Here is a 21,823-nt window from a genome sequence, read left to right on the forward strand (position 1 = left end):
CCCTAGATGAACTGGGCATTCACCAGAGGGAGTTGCCAAGGCTGATCGGCCACACCATCACGCGGGACGCCACGGTGTCCGGCTGTCACGCCCCGTCGACGGCGGACACCTCGACGCCGGTTCGTCCGTCCCGCAGCTTCTCTCGGTCCTCCCAGTCGGTGTGCGGTGGTACGTGCCGCCCAAGCGTCTTGATCCATCGTTTGCCCTGTACAGGGATTCATGTCCCCGCGCCACGCTCAACCCCGGCTGACTCCCGGAAGCCGTGCGTCAGTTCGTCGTCGCAGAGGCGTGGTGCGGGCGGTTGTGGACCAGGAGGGCCGAGGCGACGGCCGCGCACAGGAATACGGCGGTGATGACCGTCAGGCCGGCGTGAACGCCGGAGGTGAAGGCGTCGCCGATCGCGGCGGTCACGTTCGGTGGGGTCGGGCGGTGGCCGCCGGTGCCTGTGGAGACAGCGTGTTCGACAGTGGGCCAGGCCGCTCGGGGGACGTGGTGAGCGGCGAGACGGGTGGGCAGTTGGGACTGGAGCCGGCTGGCCAGGAGGGCGCCGAGGAGGGAGGAGCCGGTGACGGATCCGATCTGGCGGAAGGCGTTGACGGCTCCGGAGGCCATGCCGGCGCGTTCATGGGAGACGCTGACCAGAGCGGCGGCGGTGCTCGGCGCGGCCACCATGCCGGATGCGGCGCCGAAGAGCACGTACAGCCACCACACCCGGGCATAGGGGGTGGTCGGGTCCAGCGTGGTCAGTCCGGCCGTGGCGGCGGCTCCGATGAGGAAGCCCAGGGTCAGCGGGAGCTTGAAGCCGGTGCGGCGGATCACGCGTCCGGTCGCGTAGCTGACGACGACGTAGACGCCGAAGAAGGCCAGCAGCCGCCAGCCCACGGCCAGGGCGGACAGATGCTGGACGCGCTCGTAGAAGAGCACCGACAGGATGGCCAGCCCGGTGAAGCCGAACAGGGAGACCGCCGCGACGAACATGACGGCGCTGAACGACGCCGACCGGAAGAGGCCGATGTCCAGCATGGGCGTGCGGCCGGCGCGCTCGACGAGCACGAACCCGGTCAGGGCGGCGGCGGCGATGAACCAGGCGGTGAGGATCCGGGGGCTGGTGTAGCCGTCGTGTCCGCCTTCGATGAGGGCGTAGACGAGGGCGGCGATGCCCAGGACGGCCAGGACCTGGCCGGGGATGTCGAGTTTGCCCTCGGGGCCGCGCGACTCGGCGACGAAGACGGCGACGGCCATGGTCACCACGGCGAGGACGGCGGTCGACAGGAAGACCGTGTTCCAGTGGAAGTGGTCCAGCAGGGTGCCCGCGATCAGCGGGCCGGCGGCGAGTCCGATGCCCGAGGAGGCCGCCCAGACGGTGACGACCTCGGTACGACGGTGCGGGTCGGGGAACGTGGCTCCCAGGATGGCCAGGCTGTTGGGCAGGATGAGAGCGCCGCCGAGGCCGGAGACGAGCTGGCCGGCGATGACGCCTCCCGCCGAACCCGCGGTGTAGACGATGAGCGACCCGACGATCATGACCGCGGCGCCGGTGACGAAGGCGCGCTTGCGGCCGTAGAGGTTGCCGATGGTGCCCGCGGACATCACCAGGCTGGCCACGAGCAGGGTGTACGCGGAGGGGATCCAGACGAGGCCGGTCGGGGAGACGTGCAGGTCGTCCTGGATGGCCGACAGCGCCGACACCGAGGCGGTGATCAGCAGAAACGTCGTCATGGCGCCCAGGCACATCGCGATGAGCGTGACGGCGGCGGCGGCGCGGGAGGGCTGGTTCGGGGAGGTCTGGGTCGGGGAGGGCCGGACACCGGTGGGCCGCTCGGCCGGCTTGAGCCGGCCCGGGGCGGGGGACGGAGTGGAAACCATGGTGTCCTCGTCTCAGCCGAGCTGCGGGTAGAGGGCGGCGACGCCACCGGAGAGGCCGGCCTGGACCTGGCGGCTGCGGTCGTCCACGACGATCTCGGGCGCGCCGGCGGCGATGCCGTCCACGGCGGCACGGGCGACGTCCGCCGGGTCGGTCTTGGAATCGGTGACGTGGCGGGCCATGTCGGTGTCCATGTAGCCGACGTGGAGTCCGGAGACGGTGATGCCCCGGGGTGCGAGCTGCTGGCGCACCGCGTTGGTCAGGCTCCACTCCGCGGACTTGGCCGCGGAGTAGGCGCCCACGGCGGGGAAGGTGATCCATGACAGCACGGACAGGATGTTGAGGATGGAACCTCCGCCCTGGGACTCGATCACCGGGGCGAACGCCCGGATCACGCCGAGGGTGCCCAGGTAGTGGGTCTCCATCTCCAGGCGTACGGCGTCCCAGCTGCCGGTCAGCAGATCGGCGCCCGTGGAACTGCCCGCGTTGTTGATCAGCACGGTGATGTCGCCGGCCTCCTCGGCGGCCGCGGCGACGGAGGCCGGGTCGGTGACGTCGAGCCGTATCGGCTTCACGCCGGGCAGATCGATCTGGTCCGGTCGGCGGGCCGCCCCGTACACCGTGGCGCCGCGCGCGACCAGTTCCTGGGCGAGCGCCCTGCCGAGACCGCGGTTGGCTCCGGTGACCAGGGCGGTTGCTGCGCTGATGTCCATGATTCTTCCCTCGGGAGCTGACTAACGCTTTCAGAAGTCAGCTACGACGTTATAGGCTGACTTCGGAAGAGGCAAGTCAGGTGGAGGGCTGGGAGATGAACGATCTGCTGAAGGAACGGGACGCCTGGTCCATGGCCAACTGCTCCATCGCCAGGACCCTGGAGATCGTCGGCACCAGGACGGCGCTGCTGATCATGCGCGAGGCGTTCTTCGGCACCCGCCGGTTCGACGACTTCGCCAAGCGTGTGGGCATCGGCGAACCCGCCGCCTCCACGCGCCTGAAGGAACTCACCGCCGCCGGCCTCCTGGAGCGCGTGCCCTACCAGGAACCCGGCCAGCGGACCCGGTACGCCTATCAACTGACCGAGAAGGGGCGGGACTTCCTGCCCGTCCTCTCGGCGCTGCGGCAGTGGGGCGACACCTGGGCCGCCGACGAACAGGGACCCCCCGTGGTCGTACGCCACCAGAACTGCGGCGCCCCGGTACACGTGGTGCTGCGCTGCGACGACGGCCACGACGTGCCGATCGGTGGCACGTTCGTCGACGCCGGCCCGGGTCTCATGCGCGTCAGCCCGGACACCCCCTGAACCCTCCGTCGCCGACCGGCGCGCCCCACCGACCCACCCGCCCCCGAGGAGCTGCCCCCATGCCCGACACATCGAAGAAGTCCCAGGTCACCGGCGCGACCGGCGCGACAGGAGCGGAGAGGCGCAGATCACGCGTGTTCGGCTGGGAGGACCCCGCCCTCTCCGCCGACGCCGTCCCTCACCACAGCGGTCTCGACTTCCTCCGCGAGATCCTGGCCGGGCGCCTGCCCGCCCCGCCGATCGCCGCCACCCTGGGCTTCACCCTGGAGGAGGCCGAGCACGGCCGGGCGGTCTTCGTACTGGTGCCGGGCGAGGAGCACTACAACCCGATCGGCAGCGTGCACGGCGGCGTCTACGCCACGCTCCTCGACTCGGCGGCCGGCTGCGCGGTGCAGTCCGTGCTGCCCCAGGGCATGGGATACACCTCGATCGACCTGACCCTGAAATTCCTGCGCCCGATCACCGTCGACACCGGCAAGGTCCGCGCCATCGGCACCGTCCTCAGCAGCGGCCGCCGCACCGCCCTCGCCCAGGCAGAACTGCGCGACTCCGACGACCGGCTGCTGGCCCACGCCACCAGCAGCTGCATGCTCTTCCCGGTCCCGGCCCGCTGACCACCCCCGGTGTCGCCGGGAAGACGGGAGCGGAACACTGAGACCGAGACACCGAGAGCAGAACACCGCGACCGGAACACCGCCGCCTCCCACCCGTTGGGAACCGGCCCCGGTCGGTCTATCGTCGGAATTCTCAGGCCAGAACGAGGAGGACGGCCGGTGATGCCGCAGGACGAGGCCGTGGTCGGCTGTACGGGCAAGGTGCTCATAGGGACGCGGGGATCCGCGGGTCCCGGTGAGGTCCTGGTGCGGGTTCGAGGTGGCTCCGAGACGTTTCTGGCGTGGTCCGAGGCTCCCCTGCCCGCGGGCGCCACGGTCCTCGTGATCGAATCACGGGGATGCCGCGAGGTCGGCGTCATCGAGTGGGTGGATCCATTGGACGCGCTCGGCGGAGAGGCCGCCGGCGCAAGCTGAGGAGTACAGGTATGTTCGGATACCGCGTTCCCGCTCCCGACGAGGCGATGTTGATCTCGGGGGGCCGGCGGGGACTGGGGGGCGCTCCGTTCCGCGTGGTGACGGGCCACGGAAAGTTCGTGCTCCCGGTCTTTCGCAAGGTCCGGTTCCTCACCCTCTCCATGTGTGAGGCCGAGGTCACCGAGACCTGTGTGACCAAGCAGGGCATCTCGCTGCACGTCCGCGCGGTCATCGCCTTCAAGGTCGGCAACGACCACGAGAGCATCATCAACGCCGGCCAGCGTTTCCTCTCCGACCAGGAGCAGATGTCCGTGCTCACCGGCCGGATCTTCGCCGGCCACCTGCGGGCCATCATCGGCTCGATGACGGTCGAGGAGATCGTCACCGAACGGCAGAAGCTCGCCGCCGAGGTGCTGGACACCTCCAAGACGGAGATGGCCAAGATCGGCCTGATCGTCGACTCGCTGCAGATCCAGTCCATCGACGACGGCGACACCGGCTACATCGACGCGATGTCCGCCCCGCACAAGGCGGCGATCCAGCGGCAGGCCCAGATCGCCCAGGCCCAGGCCACCCAGGCCGCGGTCGAGGCGGAGCAGGAGGCGGCCCGCAAGCAGGCCGAGTACGCCCGGCAGACCGCGATCGTCAAGGCCGAGTACTCGGCCGAGGTGGACCGCGCCCAGGCGCAGGCCGCGCAGGCCGGACCGCTGGCGCAGGCCCACGCCCAGCAGGAGGTGCTCGCCGCCCAGACGGAACTGGCCCAGCGCCAGGCCAAGCTGCGCGAGCAGCAGCTGGTCGCCGAGGTCGTCAGGCCCGCCGAGGCCGAGGCCGAGCGGGTCAGGATCCTCGCCGCCGCCGAGGCCCAGCGCATGAAGATCCAGGCGGAGGCCGCGGCCTCCTACGACCGGGTCGCGCTGGACCGGATGCTCATCGACCAGCTCCCGCAGATCGTGAAGGAGGCCGCCGGCGGTCTGTCCGGCGCCAACGTCAACGTCCTGAACGGCGCGGACGGCCTCGGCGAGATCGCCGCCGGCCTGGTGTCCCAGGGCCTGACGATCCTCGACTCGGTCCGGCAGGGCCTGGGCCAGGACAAGGACGGCCAGGGCGGCCAGGGCACCAGGGGTGACGTCAACGGCCTGCTCCAGCTGCACTCCGGCAAGGAGCGGAGGTCGGACGACGGGCCGGTGGACGTCGACTAGGCGCTCCGCCGGCTCGGCCGCGTGGGGACGTCTTTCGTCTGCCGCGTCGTTGTGGCTGGTCGCGCCCGCGCGGCGGTAGCCGCATGTCGAGCACAGCCCCGCGCCCCTTCGGGGCGCTGATGTCCGGGGCGCTGATGTACGACCGTGATGTGGCGGTCCGGCCCCGGGCACTCCAGCTCGTCCAGCACCGCGACCGCCAGGTCCTCGGCGCTGATCCATGACCTGCCGCGGGCATCCGTCAGCAGCGTGTCGGTGCCGCGCCGGTAGCGGCCGGTGCGTTCGCCGGGTTCCAGTACGGCCGGTGGGCTCAGGTAGACCCAGTCGGCGTCGGTGCGGGCCCGGCAGGCATGCAGCTGGGCGAGGCCGGCGAGCGCGACGGCGCGGTACTCGTCCGGCACGTACGCGGGGTTCTCGGCGACCGGCAGCTCCCGGTCGCCGGGGCTGCGCAGGGCGCCCGCGCCGCCGATCACGAGGACCCGGATGCCGAGCCGGGCGGCGGCGTCCAGCACCGTGCGGGTGGCGCCGACCAGGAACTCCCGGTCGGCCGGGAACGTCCGCACGGTCAGTACGACGGCGTCGGAGCCGGTCAGCGCCTCCGGTACGGCGTACGGGTCGGTCGCGTCCAGCGCGACCGGCGTCACCTCAGGGTCGGCGCTCGCCGGCGGCTTCCGGGACAGCGCCAGCACGCGGTGTCCGCGCGTCCTCGCCTCGCCGGCCACCCGGGCGCCGACCATTCCGGTGGCCCCGAGCACGGCGATCGTCATCGATCCTGTCCTCACCGAGTTCCTCCTCCTTCGTCCGGGGTCCCGTGGGACCGAGTTGCGCGGCCACCAGCGCGGTCAGCGCCAGGGCGAAGCCCAGGCTCTGCGGCAGGCTCAGCGACTCGCCCAGCGCGATCCCGATGACGGCCGCGACGAGCGGGGACAGCAGCACGAGCGGTGCGGACGCGGCGACCGGCAGTCGGCCGATCCCGCGGAACCACAGCGTGTACGCGATCAGTCCGCCCATGCTGCCGAGCCACAGATAGCCGCCGGCGGCGCCCGCGTCGATCCGCTGCGGCACCCCCTCGACCGCCAGGGTGAGCGGGAGCAACAGCAGCCCGCCGACGGTCAGTTGCCACCCGGTCAGGGCAAGCGGGCCGACACCCGCAGGCCGGCCCCAGCGCTTGGTGAGAACGACCCCGCAGGCCATGGTGGTCGTATGGCCCAGCCCGGCGAGCACACCGACGGCGTCCAGCCGGGCCCCCGGCCCGAGGACGACCAGCCCGACGCCGAGCACACCGAGCACGCCCCAGGTCAGCCGCCAGGCCGTGGGCCGGTCGTGGAGCACGGCGAGGCCGACCCCCGCGGCCAGCAGCGGCTGGACGGCGCCGAGGGTGGCGGCCACCCCGCCGGGCAGGCGTTCGGCGGCAACGAACAGCAGGGGCATGGCGCCGATGTTGAGGACGCCGAGGACCGCGGTCTTCCACCACCACTCCCCGCGCGGCAGCACCCGGGTGATCAGCAGCGCGAGCAGTCCGGCGGGCAGGGCCCGCATCAGGCCCGCGAACAAGGGGTGCCCGGGCGGGAGCAGCCGCGTGGTGACGACGTAGGTGGTGCCCCAGGACGCGGGGGCGAGCGCGGTCAGCAGGACGGTCGCCGCCTGGGCCTTGTACCGATGCATGGGGGAAGTGTCGGCGGGGCGCGGCCATGATTCCAAAGCATGGTTGTCATTGCAGCCATGAACAATCACGATTGATCCATGGACCTTCAGCAGCTGCGGTACGTCGTCGCCGTCGCCGACACGCTCAACTTCACGCGTGCCGCGGAACGGTGTCAGGTGGTGCAGTCCGCGCTGAGCCACCGGATCGCCGCGCTGGAGCGGGAGTTGGGGGTGCGGCTGTTCGCCCGGTCCAGCCGCCGGGTGGAACTGACCGGCGCCGGCGCGGCGTTCCTCGTGGGCGCGCGCGAGTGCCTGGCCGCCGCCGACCGCGCGGTCGCGGACGCCGCCGCCGCGACCGGCGTGGTGCGCGGGCGGCTCGCGGTCGGCGTGATCGTGACCACGGCGGCCGTCGACGTACCCGAGTTGCTGCAGCGCTACCGCGCCCGGCATCCGGAGGTCAGGGTCGTCCTGCGGTCCGGCCGCAGTGACGAGATGGCGGCGGCGATCCGCGCCGGGGAGCTGGACATCGCGTTCCTGGGCCTGCCGGAGGGTGAGCGGCCGGCCGGACTGGAGACGGTCGTACTCGATCACGACCAGCATGTCCTGGTGGTGCCGGCCCAGCACCGGCTGGCGGGGGCGTCCCGGGTCACGCTGGCGGAGATCGCCGGCGAGACCTTCGTGGACTTCGTGGCCGGGACGCCCGCCCGAGCCCAGTCCGACCGGGCGTTCGCCGCCGCGGGCCTGTCGCGTGACGTCGCGTACGAGGCGGGGGTCGTGGAGCTGATCATCCGGCTGATCGGGCGCGGGCTCGCCATCGCCCTGCTGCCGTCGGCGTTCATCCGGCCGCTCGCCGACGGCGATTCCCGACTGGCCCTGGTGCCAGTGATCGACGGGCCGCGACGCCTGGAGTATCTGGCCTGGAGCCGGTTCAACCCGAGCCCGGCGACCCGGGCGATGCTCGACGTCCTCGGGGTCAGACAGCCGTCGGCGCGGTCCTAGTACCCGCGGAGCGGTCCTAGTGCCCGCGCACGGGTCGGCGCAGGTAGGCGTCGGCCAGTTCGCGCAGCCGGCCCGGGCCGAAGGGGCGGCCGTGGCCGGGCAGGACGACGCGGACGTCCAGGTCCGCGAGGCGCGCCAGGCTCCGGCGGTAGGCGGCGGGGTCCGACTCGGGCAGGTCGTCGATGAGGTCGCCCTCGTAGAGCGCGTCACCCGTGAACAGCGCGCCCGTGCGCTCCTCGTACAGGGCGATGCAGCCGGGGGTGTGTCCGGGCAGGTGGAGGACGGTCAACGCGCGGCCGCCGACGTCGAGTTCGTCCCCGTCCAGCAGGGTGCGGGTCACCGTCAGCGGGCCGACGCGATAGGTGCGGGGGTCGTAGCCGGGGTGGGGCAGCGCGTCGATCAGCAGATCCGGTACCGGCTCGCCGCCCGCGTCGATGCCGAGTCGTGCGTACAGCTCGGGGCCGTACAGGCTCGCGGGCACACCTTCCGCCAGGGCCTCGGTGGCGGCCGGGTGCGCGGCCCGCTCGCGGAACTCGTGGGCGCCGCCGACATGGTCCAGGTGGGCGTGGGTGAGGACGGCCAGCGGGTCCCGGTCGAAGAGGCGCGGCAGCTTCCGGCGCAGCGCGGCCACGCCGAGCCCGGTGTCCACGACGAGGTCCCGCCCGGTGCCGCGCAGCCACCACAGGTTCCCCCGCAGCAGCGGGTGGACATGGGGTTCCCTGATCCGTACGACGCCGTCGGCCGGTTCCGTCAGCTCGTACCAGCCGTCCACGAGAGCAGTCATGGGCGGGATCCCACCAGGGCGCCCGCCGGCCGGGCGAGACATTTACCGTGGGGCGAATGTTGCTGCTCCGGCTCGATGTCGACGACCTGGCCTCGGTGCGGTTCGCGAGTTCGCCGCTGACCGAGACCGTCCTCAGCCTGTGGGCGTGGCAGAACCCGGTGCGGCACGCCGAGCACCAGCCCTTCCTGCGCCGCTCCACCACGCTGCTACGACAGCTCGACTGGCCCCTGCTGCAGGCTCTGGTCGGCCCGCGCAGGCGGATACCCGACTTCCTCACCCCGCACCCGGCGTCGCCCGTGCCCGACATCGACGACGAGTTCACCGCCCTTCGTGCGACCCCGGCCGACCGGGTGGCGGCCGAACTGGCCGACGCATCGGCCGACTTGGCGCCGCACCCCCTGCTACGCCCCCCGCACGGGGACCCGGCGGCCCTGCTCGCGCGGATCGCCGACGCCCTGCACGCCTACTGGACGCTGTTGATCGCCCCCAACTGGCCGCGGATGCACGCCGTGCTGCGGGCCGACGTCCTGCACCGCGCCCGGCGGCTGGCCGACGGCGGCGCCGCGGCGCTGTTCGCCGGGATCGACCCGGGACTGCGCTGGCGCGGCGGCACGCTGGCCGTGGACGCGCTGCGCCACGAGCAGCGCGATCTCGCCGTGGACGGCCGCGGGGTGACGCTGAGTCCGTCGCTGTTCTGCGACCGCGTCATCACCCTGGTCGACCCCGCGCTCCCGCCCCGGATCGGCTACCCGGCGCGGGGCCGCGGCACCGTCTGGGACCCGCCCGCGCCGGCTCCGCCGGCCGCGCTGGCCGACCTGCTCGGCCGGACCCGGGCCCGTCTGCTGGCCGCGCTCACCGAACCCGCGAGCACGACCGATCTGGCCCGCCGGCTGGGCCTGAGCCCCGCCGCGGTCAGCCGGCACCTCGGCGTGCTGCACCGTGCCGGTCTGCTCACCCGGGCGCGAGACGGGCACGCGGTCCTCTATCTACGCAGTGCCCTCGGCGACCGGCTGTGCGGCTGAGGGCCGCGGGTCGCCGTGCTGCCCAGCGGACGCAGCGCCGCGTCGGACGGCGAGCCGGGCTCGGCCGTGGGAGCGGACGCCCGAGGTACAGGTGCGGACCGGGTGACGGGCCCACAGTGCGGGAACTCACCGCTGTGGATGAACAGCTGACCGACCGCAGGGCCGCCTCCTTCGGGGCGCCGCAGCGAAGGGTGCCGGTCAGGACCGGGCGGCGCCGGTCCGTCGTACCGCGTCCGCGAGCTCCAGCAACTCCCCCACCTCCCACTGGTCATACGCGTGCTCGCCGTACTTCGCGGCGAGCACGCTGCCGTCCGCGGCGATCAGGAAGTCCGCGGGGAGGCCGAGCCGGCCGCCGTGCGGCCGGGACGCCGGGGGCCGCTCGCGGCCGCGCAGGATCGTCCAGGTACTGCGCAGCACCGCCCGCAGGACCGGCCCCCACACCCGCGGGTCCAGCAGCGCCCGGGGCGCCGACTCCACGCCGAACTCAACATACAGCCGCTTGTCGGGGTCGGCGACGACGGCGAAGGGCAGGCCCGCCGTGTGGGCCCGCAGTTCCTCGGCGGGCGAGTGGAAGACGACGACCTCCCTGATGCCGGCCGCCTCGATCTCCGTGTGCCGCCGCGCGAAGGACCGCAGGTGCAGATTGCAGACGGGGCAGCCCGCGAAGCGGCGGAACTGGAGGTGGACCAGGCGAGCCGGGTCGGGCACGGGGAGCGGCGGGCCAAAGACCGGGGTGAGGTCGCGGGGGCCGAGCTGGGAGCCGGGGCCGAGCGGCCGCCGGGGCGTGGACGGGGACATGGGCAACCGCCTCCCTCGTGGGCACGGCACGGACGCGTAGGCGTACGTCGTACGCTTACGAGCGTAAGCGTATGCCGTACGCTGTCAAGCGCCATGCCCCGACCCCGCTCCCTCACCCCCGACCGACTGGCCTCGGCCGCGCTCGCGGTCCTCGACCGCGACGGACTGGCCGGGCTGTCCATGCGTACGGTCGCCAAGGAACTCGGCGTGAGCACGATGGCCCTCTACCGGTACGTGGCCGACCGCGAGGAACTGGAGCGGCTCGTCGTGGAGTTCGCGCTCGGGGCGGTGGACACCGGGGCCCCGCCGGCGGACCTGCCGTGGCGCGAGCGCGTCGAGGTGATGGTGCGGCGACTGCGGGACACCCTGCGCACGCACCCGTCGGCGATCCCGCTGTCGGTCGCCCACCGGCACCACTCCCGCGCCGTGCTGCGCTGGTCGGAGACGGTGCTCGGCATCCTCACGGACGCGGGCTTCGCGGGCGAGCGCCGGGTCCTGGCCCTGCGCAGCCTGGTCGCCTACGTCAACGGCGCCCTGCAGCTGGCACAGCTCGGCTCCCTGTCGGGCGCGGGCACGGTGGCCATCTCCGCACTGGATCCCGAGGAGTTCCCGCTCATGTCCGCCACCGCGCGGCATGCCCGAGGCGTGGACCCCGAGCGGGAGTTCTTCGGCGGCCTCGCCGTGCTGCTGCGCGGTCTGGAGCCCTGAGGGACGCTTCCGGTTCAGTCCAGCTGGAGCCGGTCCGCCAGGCCCGCCTCCTCGAACGCCGCCACCACGTCCTCGCGGGTCTCGGTGAAGTGGGCCCAGCTGTCGCAGTGGGCCGGGACCACCCGGCGGGCGGCGAGCAGCCGGGCGGCGGTGGCCGTCCCCTTGCCGTCGAGGACGAGGAGGGCGTCGTCGAGGACGGGCATCCGGGGTGCGCCGGCGAAGAGGACGGCGGTGTCGACGGGGGCGTACCGGTCGGCGATCTCCTGGACCAGTTCCAGGGAGGCGTTGTCGCCGCTGACGTAGACGCTGGGCAGGTCGGCGGAGGTCAGCAGGAACCCGGTGACCTCGCCGACGAGCGGCTCGGAGCCCTTGGGGCCGTGCAGGGCCGGGGCGGCGGTGACGGTGACCGTGCCGCCGTCGGGGCGGGGCAGGTCGACGGACTGCCAGGGCGTGAGCGGTTCGGTGGTGCCGCCGAGCCGCGCGGCCGCCGCCGGTGTGGTGAGGGTGCGCGGGGTGGCGGCCAGCAGGGCGCGGCCGGAGTGGTCGAGGTTGTCGGCGTGCTGGTCGTGCGAGAGCAGGACGACGTCCACCGGGCCGAGTTCGGCGGCGCTCGTGCGGGGCGGGGCGGTCTTGGTCAGGGTGCGGCCGCTGGGGGACGGGTAGTCGCCGGGGTCGTCGAAGGTGGGGTCGGTGAGGAGGCGGAGTCCGCCGTACTCGATGAGGACGGTGGGGCCGCCGAGGACGCGCACGGGAATCTGCTCGTCGGAAACGGGAATCTGCTCGCCGGAATCGGCGGAAGGGGCGGCCATGGCGGTTCACCTCACGGATAGAAGAACTGGCATCCATGAGGGACGCTACTCCTTTCTCACGGATGGCAGCAAGCCGTACCATGAGAACCGTGAACCCCGTGCGCCCAGTGCCCCCCGCCGACACCGAGGAGAGCGCCGAGCGGGCCGCCCTGCCGCCCGCGCCCGGCGCCGCCCGGCATCCCGCCCTCGACCTGGCCAACAGCCTGATCGTTCAGCCCGGCGGACAGCGGGTCGACCTGCTCGACACGCCCGCCGCCGCCCAGCGCTGGCTGGTGGAGCGCGGGCTCGCGCCGGCGGACGCCGACCTGCGCGAGACCTGCGCGAGCCGGCTGCGCTCACTGCGTGACCGGATCCGCCCTCTGCTCGCGGCCCGCATCGAGGGCCGCCCCGCCCCCGCCGACGCCCTCGCCGCCGTCAACGAGGCCCTGACCCTCGTCCCTGCCGCCCTGTTGCTGCACTGGTCGCCCGAGCGCGGCCTGTACCGCTCGACGGCCCACCCCACCACCCAGATCGTCGAACACGCGCTGGCCGCCCTCGCCGCCGACGCCGCCGACCTGCTCACCGGCCCCGACGCCGACCGCCTCACCGCCTGCGGCTCCACGCCCTGCAACCGGTACCTGCTGCGCCACGGCCGCCGCCACTGGTGCTCCACCCGCTGCGGCGACCGCGCCCGGGCGGCCCGCGCCTACGCCCGCCGCACGGCACGGCCCCAGGGCGACTGAGCGCACCAGAAGCGTGGTGCGTGCACACACCTCTCCCACCGAAATGACATGAACCGTTCACCGGCGCTCTGTCTTCGGCGACCGGAACCGACAGCATCCGGCCATTGACTCTCCCCGCGCGGGGACCGCCGTCCTCGCACATGTCGCTGCATGTCGCTGCATGTCGCAAGAGGGGGCCACACGTGGTGTCCGCGGTAGAGGGGTCCGGCAGAACGGAGCCCAGCAGACCTGAAGGACCGGAGCATCCCGAAAGCCCCCCGCCACAGCGGAGGTTGGCCGCCCGCGGCCTCGGGGACCGGATCTTCCGGTACCAGTTGACGGCCACCGGCCTGACCGTCCTCACGGTCATGGCGGCGATTGGCCTGTTCTTGTTGCTCAGGGCCGGACAGGCGCTGCGGACACGGGGATTCGCGTTCCTCACCACCGCCGAATGGCAGCCGGACGTCCACCGGTTCGGCATCGCCGCGGTCCTCACCGGCACCGTGCTGATCGCCGCCGTCGCCGTGACGATCTCCGTTCCGCTGGCCGTGGGCACCGCGCTGTTCATCTCCGACGTGGCCCCGCGCCCGCTGCGGCGCACGCTCGTCTCGATGGTGGACCTGATGGCGGCCGTGCCGTCGGTGGTGTACGGGCTGTGGGGGCTGTTCTTCCTGCAGCAGCATGTGATCGGCCTGTCGCGCTGGCTGAGCGACTGGTTCGGGTGGATACCGCTGTTCACGGTGGACGGCACCCAGCCGGGCGAGCCGCTCGCCTCCGAGAGCGTCTACACCGCCTCCACCTTCGTCGCCGGGATCGTCGTCGCCCTCATGGTCGCGCCGATCCAGTGCTCGGTGATGCGCGAGGTGTTCGCGCAGGCCCCGGCCGGCGAGCGGGAGGGCGCGTACGCGCTCGGCGCGACCCGCTGGGGCATGATCCGGGCGGTCGTCCTGCCGTACGGCAAGGGCGGGATCATCGGCGGCACGATGCTGGGGCTCGGCCGGGCGCTCGGCGAGACCATCGCCGTGTACCTGATCATCTCGCCGGTCTTCCGCGTCCAGTGGCACATCCTGCAGACCGGCTCGAACTCCGTCTCGTCCCTCATCGCCCTGCACTACGGCGACGCCTCGACCTTCGGCATGTCGGCGCTGATGGCGGCGGGCCTGGCCCTGTTCCTGCTCACCCTGGCGGTCAACTTCACCGCCTCGTCCATCGTGGCCCGTTCGCGGTCCGGCGCACAGAGCGAGGCGTGACGATGACCGTCGTACAAGAGATCCGGGACGGCGTGGAAGAAGCCGCTCCCCGGGAAGCCGCGGCCGATATCCCCGACGTACCGCGCCGCATCGGCGGCCCCACCCTGAGCGGGGTCCTCTCGCTCCTGGGCGCCGCCGCCTCGGGCCTGTGCACGGCCGTGCTGCTGTTCGGTGAACTCGCGCCGTTCTCCGGTGCGTTGGGCTTCACCGTCATCGCGTACGCCGTCTTCCTGCTCGTCTACGCCGTGCTCACCGGCCTGGAGGAGGACGCCCAGGCGGTACGGGACCGGGTGATGAGCGTCGTGCTGTGGACGGCGGGCGCGCTGATGCTCAGCGCGCTCGCGCTGGTGGTGGGCTTCACCGCCTGGCGCGGCCGCGAGGCCCTGCCGCACGGCAACTTCTTCACCCAGGACATGCAGGCGGCGGGCCCGCTGGACCCGCTGAGCAACGGCGGCATCGCCCACGCCATGCTCGGCACGCTCATCATGATCACCATCGCCCTGGTGATCACGGTTCCGCTGGGCCTGGCCTGCGCCGTCTACCTCAACCAGGTCCCCGGCCGCTTCTCCCGTTTCGTCCGCACGATCGTGGAGGCGATGACCGCGCTGCCGTCCATCGTGGCCGGGCTGATGGTGTACGCCACCTGGATTCTCGGGCTCGGGATGCAGAAGTCGGGGCTCGCGGCGGGGTTCGCGATCAGCGAGATGATGCTGCCGATCGTGATCCGGGCGGCGGACGTGGTGCTGCGGCTGGTGCCGGGCACACTGACGGAGGCGGCGGAGGCGCTGGGCGCGCCGCGCTGGCGGACCGTGTGGCACGTGGTGCTGCCCACCGCGCGCTCGGGCCTGGCCACCGCGGTCATCCTCGGCACGGCGCGCGGCATCGGCGAGACCTCGCCGGTCCTGCTGACGGCCGGATTCACGGCCGCGCTGAACGCCGACCCGACCGACGGCCCGATGGTCTCCCTCCCCCTCGCCGTCTTCAACTTCGTCAAGTCCCCCCAGCCGACGATGATCGCCCGCGGTTTCGGCGCGGCGGCGGTCCTGATGGCACTGGTCCTGGTCCTCTTCGCGATCGCCCGCATCATCGGCGGCCGGGGACCGGGCCACCAGAGCAGGCGCCAGGCGCGGCGGGCGGCACGCGCCTCCCGCCGCGATGCGGAGAGGTACGCCGAACTGCACTCACCGGGACTGCGGCTGTTCGAAACCGGTTCCGCTGACCACACCGACGGAGAGACCCACTGATGCTCACGACACTCCGCAGACTGGGCATCCTGGCCGCCCTCCTCTGCGTCCTCAGCACGGCGACCCCCGCGGTCGCCGACAGCTACACCCCCATCTCCGGCGCCGGTTCCACCTGGGCGGAGAACGCCGTGGACGAGTGGCGCCGGGCGGTGAACCAGTACGGCATGCGGATCAGTTACGCCGGCACCGGCTCGTCCGACGGCCGCCGGCAGTTCCTCAGCGGCACGGTCGACTTCGCGGTGTCGGACATCCCGTTCCAGACCCACCCGACCGACGGCTCCGCCGCGGAGCGCCCGGCGCCCGGCTCGTACGCGTACATGCCGATCGTGGCGGGCGGCACCGTGTTCATGTACCACCTGACGGTCAACGGGCAGCGGGTCACCAATCTGCGGCTGTCCGGGGACAACGTCACGAAGATCTTCACGGGGGTGATCCAGACCTGGGACGACCCGGCGATCAAGGCCGACAACCCCGGGCTCCAGCTGCCCCACCGCACGATCGTCCCGGTCGTCCGCTCAGACGGCTCCGGCTCCACCGCCCAGTTCACGCTGTGGATGGCCAACCAGCACAGGGCGCAGTGGCAGGCGTACTGCAACCGCGTCGGCCGCTCCGGCGCCTGTGGGCAGACGTCGTACTACCCGACGGTCCCCGGCATGATCGCCCAGTCCGGCGACCTCGGCGTGGCGGGCTATGTCGCCCAGAACTACGGCGAGGGCGCGATCGGTTACGTCAACTACTCCTACGCGCTCAACGCGCACTATCCGGTCGCCAAGGTCCTGAACCACGCCGGCTACTACACCGAGCCGACCCCGCAGAACGTCGCCGTCTCGCTGCTCAAGGCGAAGATCAACACGGACAGGAGCAGCCCGGACTACCTCACCCAGCAGCTGGACGGCGTCTACAACGACACCGACAAGCGCAACTACCCGCTGTCCAGCTACTCGTACATGATCCTGCCGCTGAAGGTGCAGGGCACCTTCACCCAGGACAAGGGCAAGACGCTCGGCGCGTTCTCGTACTACTTCATGTGCCAGGGCCAGCAGCAGGCACCCGACCTCGGCTACTCCCCGCTGCCGATCAACCTGGTGCAGGCGGGCTTCGACCAGATCCGGCGGATCCCGGGCGTGCGGGCCCAGAACATCAACATCAGGAACTGCAACAACCCCACCTTCACCCCCGACGGCCACAACCGGCTCGCCGACACCGCGCCCTACCCGGCCGCCTGCGACAAGCTGGGCGCCGCGCCGTGTACCACGGGCAGTGGCGGCGCCAAGGAGGGTGGCAGCGGCGGGAGTTCGGGCGGCGCCTCCGGCGGCACGGGCGGCAGCGGCGGCGCCAACGGCGGCTCGGCGAACGGCGGCGCCGCGAGCGGAGGATCGGCCGGCGGGGGCACCGGCGCGGCCGGCGGTGGCGGGGCCGGCAGCGGGCAGCCGTCCATCGACCCCGACACCGGGCAGACCATCGCACCGGGCGGCGGCTCCGCAGGGAGCGGCGGCACCGGCTCCGCCGCGGCGGCCGGCGGGACCATCGCGCTCGCCCAGCCGGTCGCCATCGCTGCCGGGCACGGCTGGACCACCACCCAGACCCTGATGCTGCTCGCCGTGATCCTGCTCCTCGGCCTGCTCCTGCTGCCGTCCCTGGTGTCCCGGCTGATCGGCGCCCACTCCGGACCCGGCACCGCCGGCGACCGCAACGGCGAGGGGAGTTCCCGGTGACCCGGCTGCCCACCCGCGTCCGCCGCGCCCTCACCCGGCTGCTCGCCGGGGCCGCCGCCGGCGCCCTGGCCGGGCTGGCGCTCGCCCAGGCGGCCCCGTCCGCCACGGCGGCCGCCGACGGCACCGGCTCCGCCGTCACGGTCTCCGGGCGCGGCGAGTTCAAGGACATGAGGTTCACGGTGGACCGCACCACCCACCTCACCAGCCAGGCGATCAAGGTCTCCTGGACCGGCGGCACCCCGACCACGTTCGCGGGCACGCTGTTCAACACGGACTTCGTGCAGATCATGCAGTGCTGGGGCGACGACGACCACACCGTGCCGGGCAACCCGGGGCCGCCCCGCACCCAGTGCCAGTACGGCGGCTCCCCGACCACCGACCGCGGCAACTGGCCCGGCAACGGCCAGGACGACACCCGCCAGGTGTTCTACAGCGCCGACCCCACCAACTACGGCCAGGACGACGTCTACGGCGCCGCCGACCCCAACGCCCCGGCCGAGGTGCCGTTCAAGGCGGTGGACGGCACGGTCATCACCACCAACACGCAGAACAACCCCTACTTCAACCGCAACACCACCAACGAGGTCGACTTCGCCCGCACCGGCGCCGACGGCACCGGACAGGAGTACTTCGAGGTGCAGACCGCGAACGAGGCCCCGCACCTGGGCTGCGGCGTCCCGGTCACCCGCAACGGCGTCACCACGCCCCGGCGCTGCTGGCTGGTGATCGTCCCGCAGGGCCACCTGGACCTGGACGGCAAGCCGTACGCCGACCACAGCCAGGTCAACGCGGGCTCCCCGGTCTCCTCCACCAACTGGCGCAACCGCATCGCCATCCCGCTCGACTTCAACGCGGTCGGCGCCAACTGCGCGCTCGGCGCCAAGGAGCGGCCCACCCTGGGCAGCGAGCTCGCCGCCGACGCCATGACCAGCTGGCAGGCGGCCCTGTGTCCGGCCGGGAAGGTGTACGGCTACACCGAGATGGGCGAACCGGACATCCGCGACCGGCTCACCCGCAGGGGCGACACGGGCCTCGGCTTCACCACCCGGGCCCTGGGCGCCGACTACGGCACGACGGCCCCGTCCGGTACGACGGCATACGCACCCGTGGCCCTGTCCGGCGCGGTCATCGGGTTCACCATCGAACGCAGACCGAAGGCCGGGGCACCGGAGGACATCCGGAAACTGGCGGGCACCAAGGTCGAGTCGATCAGGCTCACGCCCCGTCTGGTCGCCAAGCTGCTCACGGAGTCGTACCGCAACTCGCCCTGGGGCGCGGTCGTCGGCGACAGGACGGCCAAGGGCTACGACTGGGCGAGGAACAACCCGGCGGGCCTCGCGAGCGACCCGGAGTTCATCGACCTGAACCCGGAGTTCGCCCACCTCTCGGTCGCCGAGACGCCGGCCACCGACACCGACCTGCTGACCTCGCTCGGCCACAGCGACAGCGCCCGCGCGCTGTGGCAGTGGATCCTCGCCGACAAGCAGGCACGGCAGTTCCTCGCCGGGGTCTCCGACCGCTGGGGCATGCAGGTGAACCCGTACTACAGCACCAACCCGGACGTGAACCCCACCGGTGCCCCCTTCGACCCCGAGCACACGGACGACTACCCGAAGTCCGACCCGTGGTGCACGGTCCCGCCCGGAACCGACGCACCCAAGGACGACACGCAGTGCATGACCGACTTCCACCCCTACGTCACCGACATGCACGCCGGTGCCCTGCACACCCGGCGGGCCGACGTGCTGTGGAAGTCGACCTGGGACCCGCTGGCCAACCCGCCCGCCTACAAGCTGCCCGGCCCGCAGACGGTCGGCTCCCGGTTCGTCATCACGGTCACCGACGCGGCCTCCGCCGCCCGCTACGGCCTGCAGACCGCCCGGCTGCGCAACGCCGCCGGTGACTTCGTGGCCCCGACGACCAGCTCCCTGACCGAGGCCGCCAAGAGCGCCTCCGGCAAGGGCGTCGCCGAGATCACCCCGGCCGGCGCCACCGCGAAGGGCGCCTACCCGCTCGCCCAGCTGGTGTGGGCGGCCGTGCGCCCGGGGTCACTGAAGGCGGACGCCCGCGCGGACTACGCGGCGCTGCTGCGGTACGCGGCCGGCGCCGGCCAGGTCCAGGGCGCCGACCCGGGCCGCCTGCCCGCCGGGTACGCCCCGCTCTCCCGCGGCCTGCGCGAGCGCGCCCTGAAGGCCGCCGACGCGCTGGCGCACTACACCGGACCCGGACCCGCCGGGGACGACGGCGGCACGAGCGGCGGCACCGTCGGCGGCGGCTCCGAGACCATCGGCACCGGAGGCGGTTCGGGCGGCGTCATCCCCGGCGGCCCCGGCGGTGACGGCGGCAAGGCCGGCGGCGCGGACGGCGGCAGCGGCAAGGCCTCGGCGTCGCCGAGCGCGCAGGCGTCGTACGACGGCGGCAAGGCCCTACAGACCACCGCCGCCGGGACCACCCCCGACGACCCGGCGAACCCGCTGCGCTGGGCCGTACCCGCCGGGGCCGCGCTCGGTGCCGCCGCCGGTCTCGGCGCGCCCTTCGCCGGCGGCCGCAGGCTGCGGCTGCCGCTGCGGGTGACGCTGCCCGGCGGTCGCACGGTGACGGTCGTACCGGCCTTCACCCTGCCGGAGAGGCTGCGCCCGCCGCAGCCCTGACCTCCGGCCCCAGACGGCCGCCCGCCCCGACAGGCACTCGGGGCGGACGGCCCGTACCACCCTGCCAGATCCCCCTCTCACACCCGACGCACAATCGTCAGGAGACTCTCGATGCGCAGAACGCGCTCCACGGCGGCGCTCGTCGCCGCCGCCGCGGTGGCCGGCGGCCTGGCTCTGGCGAGCCCCGCCCACGCCGACCCCACCCCCGCCGGGACCTTCCGCAAGCTGGTCGGCGTGGGCTCCGACACCACCCAGGACGTGCTCAACGCCCTGGCCGGTGACACGGTGAACAACAAGAGCTACGCCGACACGGCCGTGAAGTCGGCGAGCGGCGCGGGCATCGCCTCCTACGACGCGATCGAGCCCGGCACCGGCTCCACCACCTCCATGATCCAGACCCGCTCCGGCGGCCCGTCCTTCCTGCGCCCGAACGGCTCCGGCAAGGGCCGCCTCGCGCTGAGCGAGTCGCTGACCGGCGACAAGTACCCGGACTCCGCCGGTGCCGCCATCAAGAACCAGGTCGACTTCGCCCGCTCCTCCAGCGGCCCGAGCACCTCGGGCACCGCGCTCACCTACATCCCGTTCGCCCGGGACGCGGTCGGCGTCGCCGTCAAGGGCTCGGCGCTGGACAACCTCACGGTGGACCAGCTGCACGACATCTACTCCGGCACGCTCACCACGGTGAACGGGCAGGCCGTGCACCCGAGGATCCCGCAGAGCGGCTCGGGCACCCGCAAGTTCTTCCTGTCGGCGATCGGCCTGACCGACGCCACGCTCTCCCCGGACATCCCGACCGTCCAGGAGAACCAGGCCGACAGCGCGGTCGAGCAGGACGGCAACCTGGTGCCGTTCTCCGTGGGCAGCTGGATCGCCCAGAACAACGGCGTCGCCCCCGACTACAGCAAGCAGGCGGCGGCCGACGGGGCGCACCTGGCGGCCGTGCAGCTGCCCGGCGACACCGGTGCCACCACCCCGGTGATCACGGTCAACGGCAAGCTCTCCCCGGTCACCGCCTACTACGAGAACGCCACCTTCGGCCGTGACGTCTACAACGTCGTGCCGTCCCGGGCGATCGACCCGACCAGCATCTTCTTCGACCAGGACCTCTACGACGTCTTCGTCAGCAGCGGCAGCCACAGCGCCGCGCTGGCCTCCGACGGCGCCGAGAAGGTCATCGCCGACTTCGGCTTCGTCAACGAGCCGTACAACGGCTCGGTCAGCGTGGCCAAGCACGCCAAGCTGGGCGGTCTGGAGGAGTCGGGCGTCGACGCCTCCACGCCCGCAAAGCCCGGCCTGAAGGCCACCCCGGGCGACGCGAGCCTGAAGCTGTCCTGGACGGCCCCGGCGGCCACCGGTCTGCCGCTGACCGACTACCGGGTCACGCTGACCGGCTCCGACGGCCGCGTGGTGGCCGTCAAGGACCTCCCGGCGGGCACGACGTCGTACACCTTCACGGGTCTGGCGGTCGGCACCTACACCGGCACCGTGACGGGCAACAACCTCAACGGCACGGGTGCTCCGGCCAGTTGGACCGGCGCGGTCAGGTTCGCGAGCACCACGAAGGCGACCACCACGACCACCGCCTACGGCAGGACGCCCAAGGTCTCCGTCACCGTCGCCGGCTCGCACGGCGTGACCGCCACCGGCAAGGTCACGGTGAAGGAGGGCAGCACGGTCCTCGGCACCGGCACCCTGGACGCCTCCGGCAAGGCCACCGTCGCCCTGCCGAACCACCTCAAGGTCGCCACGCACACGCTGACCGTCTCCTACGCGGGCAGCGGCAGTCTCTACACGTCCCACACGACGACCAGCCTGAAGATCGTCAAGGCGACCCCGTCGGTGAGCACCTCCGCGCCGACCTCGATCAGCCACACCGCCCAGGCCAAGGTGACCGTCAAGGTCAGCGCGACCGGCACCACCCCGACCGGCACCGTGCGCATCTACGAGGGCTCCAAGGTCCTCGCGACCGGCACGCTGAGCGGCGGCAAGGTGACCATCACCCTGCCGAAGCTGAGCCGCGGCACGCACACGCTGCACGCCTTCTACACCGGTTCCGCCTCGGTGAACTCCAAGGCCGGCGCGAACTTCACCATCAAGTCCACCTGATCCA

Annotated in this window: 19 protein-coding genes and 1 pseudogene; 13 read left to right on the forward strand and 7 right to left on the reverse strand. The window is 72.7% G+C overall.

What is annotated here, in order from left to right; genetic code table 11:
* Positions 1–267: 267 nt before the first annotated feature.
* Positions 268–1,866, reverse strand: a complete 1,599-nt coding sequence (locus tag ACWCQS_RS03880; protein ID WP_451002932.1) for an MFS transporter — start codon at positions 1,864–1,866, stop codon at positions 268–270.
* A gap of 12 nt (positions 1,867–1,878) precedes the next feature.
* Entirely contained in the window at positions 1,879–2,577 is a 699-nt protein-coding gene (locus tag ACWCQS_RS03885) for an SDR family oxidoreductase (RefSeq protein WP_451002933.1), read from the reverse strand.
* Between the two features lie 95 nt (positions 2,578–2,672).
* On the opposite strand from ACWCQS_RS03885, the gene ACWCQS_RS03890 reads away from it, so the two are divergent.
* From ACWCQS_RS03890 to ACWCQS_RS03905, 4 genes are all read left to right on the forward strand, one after another.
* A complete protein-coding gene (locus tag ACWCQS_RS03890; protein ID WP_451002934.1) occupies positions 2,673–3,164 on the forward strand; it encodes a winged helix-turn-helix transcriptional regulator in 492 nt (163 codons plus the stop codon).
* A 59-nt stretch (positions 3,165–3,223) separates the two neighbouring features.
* Positions 3,224–3,778 (forward strand): PaaI family thioesterase, encoded by a 555-nt coding sequence (locus ACWCQS_RS03895; RefSeq protein WP_451002935.1) that lies wholly within the window; start codon positions 3,224–3,226, stop codon positions 3,776–3,778.
* Positions 3,779–3,940: 162 nt separating this feature from the next.
* A complete protein-coding gene (locus ACWCQS_RS03900) occupies positions 3,941–4,192 on the forward strand; it encodes a hypothetical protein (protein ID WP_451002936.1) in 252 nt (83 codons plus the stop codon).
* 11 nt (positions 4,193–4,203) lie between these two features.
* A complete protein-coding gene (locus ACWCQS_RS03905; RefSeq protein ID WP_388619255.1) occupies positions 4,204–5,391 on the forward strand; it encodes an SPFH domain-containing protein in 1,188 nt (395 codons plus the stop codon).
* A 131-nt stretch (positions 5,392–5,522) separates the two neighbouring features.
* On the opposite strand, the pseudogene ACWCQS_RS03910 reads toward ACWCQS_RS03905, so the two are convergent.
* Positions 5,523–6,125 (reverse strand): annotated as a pseudogene (locus ACWCQS_RS03910) (NAD(P)-dependent oxidoreductase); the annotation flags it as partial.
* Positions 6,034–7,053, reverse strand: coding sequence for an EamA family transporter (locus ACWCQS_RS03915; protein ID WP_451002937.1), 1,020 nt, complete (start codon positions 7,051–7,053; stop codon positions 6,034–6,036). The pseudogene ACWCQS_RS03910 and the gene ACWCQS_RS03915, both read right to left, overlap by 92 nt.
* Positions 7,054–7,131: 78 nt before the next feature.
* Here ACWCQS_RS03915 and ACWCQS_RS03920 point away from each other — a divergent pair, with 78 nt between their 5' ends.
* On the forward strand, positions 7,132–8,031 hold the full coding sequence (locus tag ACWCQS_RS03920) for a LysR family transcriptional regulator (RefSeq protein ID WP_451002938.1): 900 nt from the start codon (positions 7,132–7,134) through the stop codon (positions 8,029–8,031).
* A 16-nt stretch (positions 8,032–8,047) separates the two neighbouring features.
* Here ACWCQS_RS03920 and ACWCQS_RS03925 read toward each other — a convergent pair whose 3' ends face one another.
* A complete protein-coding gene (locus ACWCQS_RS03925; RefSeq protein ID WP_451002939.1) occupies positions 8,048–8,815 on the reverse strand; it encodes an MBL fold metallo-hydrolase in 768 nt (255 codons plus the stop codon).
* Positions 8,816–8,871: 56 nt separating this feature from the next.
* Here ACWCQS_RS03925 and ACWCQS_RS03930 point away from each other — a divergent pair, with 56 nt between their 5' ends.
* On the forward strand, positions 8,872–9,837 hold the full coding sequence (locus ACWCQS_RS03930; protein ID WP_451002940.1) for a helix-turn-helix domain-containing protein: 966 nt from the start codon (positions 8,872–8,874) through the stop codon (positions 9,835–9,837).
* A 198-nt stretch (positions 9,838–10,035) separates the two neighbouring features.
* Here the strand turns inward: ACWCQS_RS03930 and ACWCQS_RS03935 are convergent, their stop codons facing one another.
* Positions 10,036–10,635, reverse strand: coding sequence for a peroxiredoxin-like family protein (locus ACWCQS_RS03935; protein ID WP_451002941.1), 600 nt, complete (start codon positions 10,633–10,635; stop codon positions 10,036–10,038).
* A 93-nt stretch (positions 10,636–10,728) separates the two neighbouring features.
* Between ACWCQS_RS03935 and ACWCQS_RS03940 the strand changes: the two genes are divergently transcribed.
* Positions 10,729–11,343: a TetR/AcrR family transcriptional regulator gene (locus tag ACWCQS_RS03940; protein WP_451002942.1), complete on the forward strand. Its 615-nt coding sequence runs from the start codon at positions 10,729–10,731 to the stop codon at positions 11,341–11,343.
* A gap of 14 nt (positions 11,344–11,357) precedes the next feature.
* On the opposite strand, the gene ACWCQS_RS03945 is transcribed toward ACWCQS_RS03940, so the two are convergent.
* Positions 11,358–12,152 carry an MBL fold metallo-hydrolase gene (locus ACWCQS_RS03945; RefSeq protein WP_451002943.1) on the reverse strand — a complete coding sequence of 265 codons (795 nt, stop codon included), beginning with the start codon at positions 12,150–12,152 and terminating at the stop codon, positions 11,358–11,360.
* A gap of 98 nt (positions 12,153–12,250) precedes the next feature.
* On the opposite strand from ACWCQS_RS03945, the gene ACWCQS_RS03950 reads away from it, so the two are divergent.
* The 6 genes from ACWCQS_RS03950 (at position 12,251) to ACWCQS_RS03975 (ending at position 21,819) form a co-directional block, all read left to right on the forward strand.
* On the forward strand, positions 12,251–12,874 hold the full coding sequence (locus ACWCQS_RS03950; RefSeq protein ID WP_451002944.1) for a CGNR zinc finger domain-containing protein: 624 nt from the start codon (positions 12,251–12,253) through the stop codon (positions 12,872–12,874).
* A gap of 272 nt (positions 12,875–13,146) precedes the next feature.
* Positions 13,147–14,103, forward strand: a complete 957-nt coding sequence (pstC, locus tag ACWCQS_RS03955) for a phosphate ABC transporter permease subunit PstC (RefSeq protein WP_450982863.1) — start codon at positions 13,147–13,149, stop codon at positions 14,101–14,103.
* Between the two features lie 2 nt (positions 14,104–14,105).
* Complete coding sequence (gene pstA, locus ACWCQS_RS03960; protein WP_451002945.1) at positions 14,106–15,347, forward strand: phosphate ABC transporter permease PstA; 1,242 nt, start codon at positions 14,106–14,108, stop codon at positions 15,345–15,347.
* Positions 15,347–17,062, forward strand: coding sequence for a phosphate ABC transporter substrate-binding protein PstS (locus ACWCQS_RS03965; RefSeq protein ID WP_451002946.1), 1,716 nt, complete (start codon positions 15,347–15,349; stop codon positions 17,060–17,062). Before pstA ends, ACWCQS_RS03965 begins: the two co-directional genes overlap by 1 nt.
* On the forward strand, positions 17,059–19,713 hold the full coding sequence (locus tag ACWCQS_RS03970) for a hypothetical protein (protein ID WP_451002947.1): 2,655 nt from the start codon (positions 17,059–17,061) through the stop codon (positions 19,711–19,713). The genes ACWCQS_RS03965 and ACWCQS_RS03970 overlap by 4 nt, the downstream gene beginning before the upstream one ends.
* A 111-nt stretch (positions 19,714–19,824) precedes the next feature.
* Positions 19,825–21,819, forward strand: a complete 1,995-nt coding sequence (locus ACWCQS_RS03975) for an Ig-like domain repeat protein (protein ID WP_451002948.1) — start codon at positions 19,825–19,827, stop codon at positions 21,817–21,819.
* Positions 21,820–21,823 lie beyond the last annotated feature (4 nt).

This window comes from Streptomyces sp. NPDC002076 (genome assembly GCF_053593835.1).

Bases quoted from the DNA above. Each gene is read 5' to 3' on its own strand.
- ACWCQS_RS03880 (WP_451002932.1), bottom strand. From the start codon at position 1,866: ATGGTTTCCACTCCGTCCCCCGCCCCGGGCCGGCTCAAGCCGGCCGAG.
- ACWCQS_RS03885 (WP_451002933.1), bottom strand. From the start codon at position 2,577: ATGGACATCAGCGCAGCAACCGCCCTGGTCACCGGAGCCAACCGCGGT.
- ACWCQS_RS03890 (WP_451002934.1), top strand. From the start codon at position 2,673: ATGAACGATCTGCTGAAGGAACGGGACGCCTGGTCCATGGCCAACTGC.
- ACWCQS_RS03895 (WP_451002935.1), top strand. From the start codon at position 3,224: ATGCCCGACACATCGAAGAAGTCCCAGGTCACCGGCGCGACCGGCGCG.
- ACWCQS_RS03900 (WP_451002936.1), top strand. From the start codon at position 3,941: ATGCCGCAGGACGAGGCCGTGGTCGGCTGTACGGGCAAGGTGCTCATA.
- ACWCQS_RS03905 (WP_388619255.1), top strand. From the start codon at position 4,204: ATGTTCGGATACCGCGTTCCCGCTCCCGACGAGGCGATGTTGATCTCG.
- ACWCQS_RS03915 (WP_451002937.1), bottom strand. From the start codon at position 7,053: ATGCATCGGTACAAGGCCCAGGCGGCGACCGTCCTGCTGACCGCGCTC.
- ACWCQS_RS03920 (WP_451002938.1), top strand. From the start codon at position 7,132: ATGGACCTTCAGCAGCTGCGGTACGTCGTCGCCGTCGCCGACACGCTC.
- ACWCQS_RS03925 (WP_451002939.1), bottom strand. From the start codon at position 8,815: ATGACTGCTCTCGTGGACGGCTGGTACGAGCTGACGGAACCGGCCGAC.
- ACWCQS_RS03930 (WP_451002940.1), top strand. From the start codon at position 8,872: ATGTTGCTGCTCCGGCTCGATGTCGACGACCTGGCCTCGGTGCGGTTC.
- ACWCQS_RS03935 (WP_451002941.1), bottom strand. From the start codon at position 10,635: ATGTCCCCGTCCACGCCCCGGCGGCCGCTCGGCCCCGGCTCCCAGCTC.
- ACWCQS_RS03940 (WP_451002942.1), top strand. From the start codon at position 10,729: ATGCCCCGACCCCGCTCCCTCACCCCCGACCGACTGGCCTCGGCCGCG.
- ACWCQS_RS03945 (WP_451002943.1), bottom strand. From the start codon at position 12,152: ATGGCCGCCCCTTCCGCCGATTCCGGCGAGCAGATTCCCGTTTCCGAC.
- pstA (WP_451002945.1), top strand. From the start codon at position 14,106: ATGACCGTCGTACAAGAGATCCGGGACGGCGTGGAAGAAGCCGCTCCC.
- ACWCQS_RS03965 (WP_451002946.1), top strand. From the start codon at position 15,347: ATGCTCACGACACTCCGCAGACTGGGCATCCTGGCCGCCCTCCTCTGC.
- ACWCQS_RS03975 (WP_451002948.1), top strand. From the start codon at position 19,825: ATGCGCAGAACGCGCTCCACGGCGGCGCTCGTCGCCGCCGCCGCGGTG.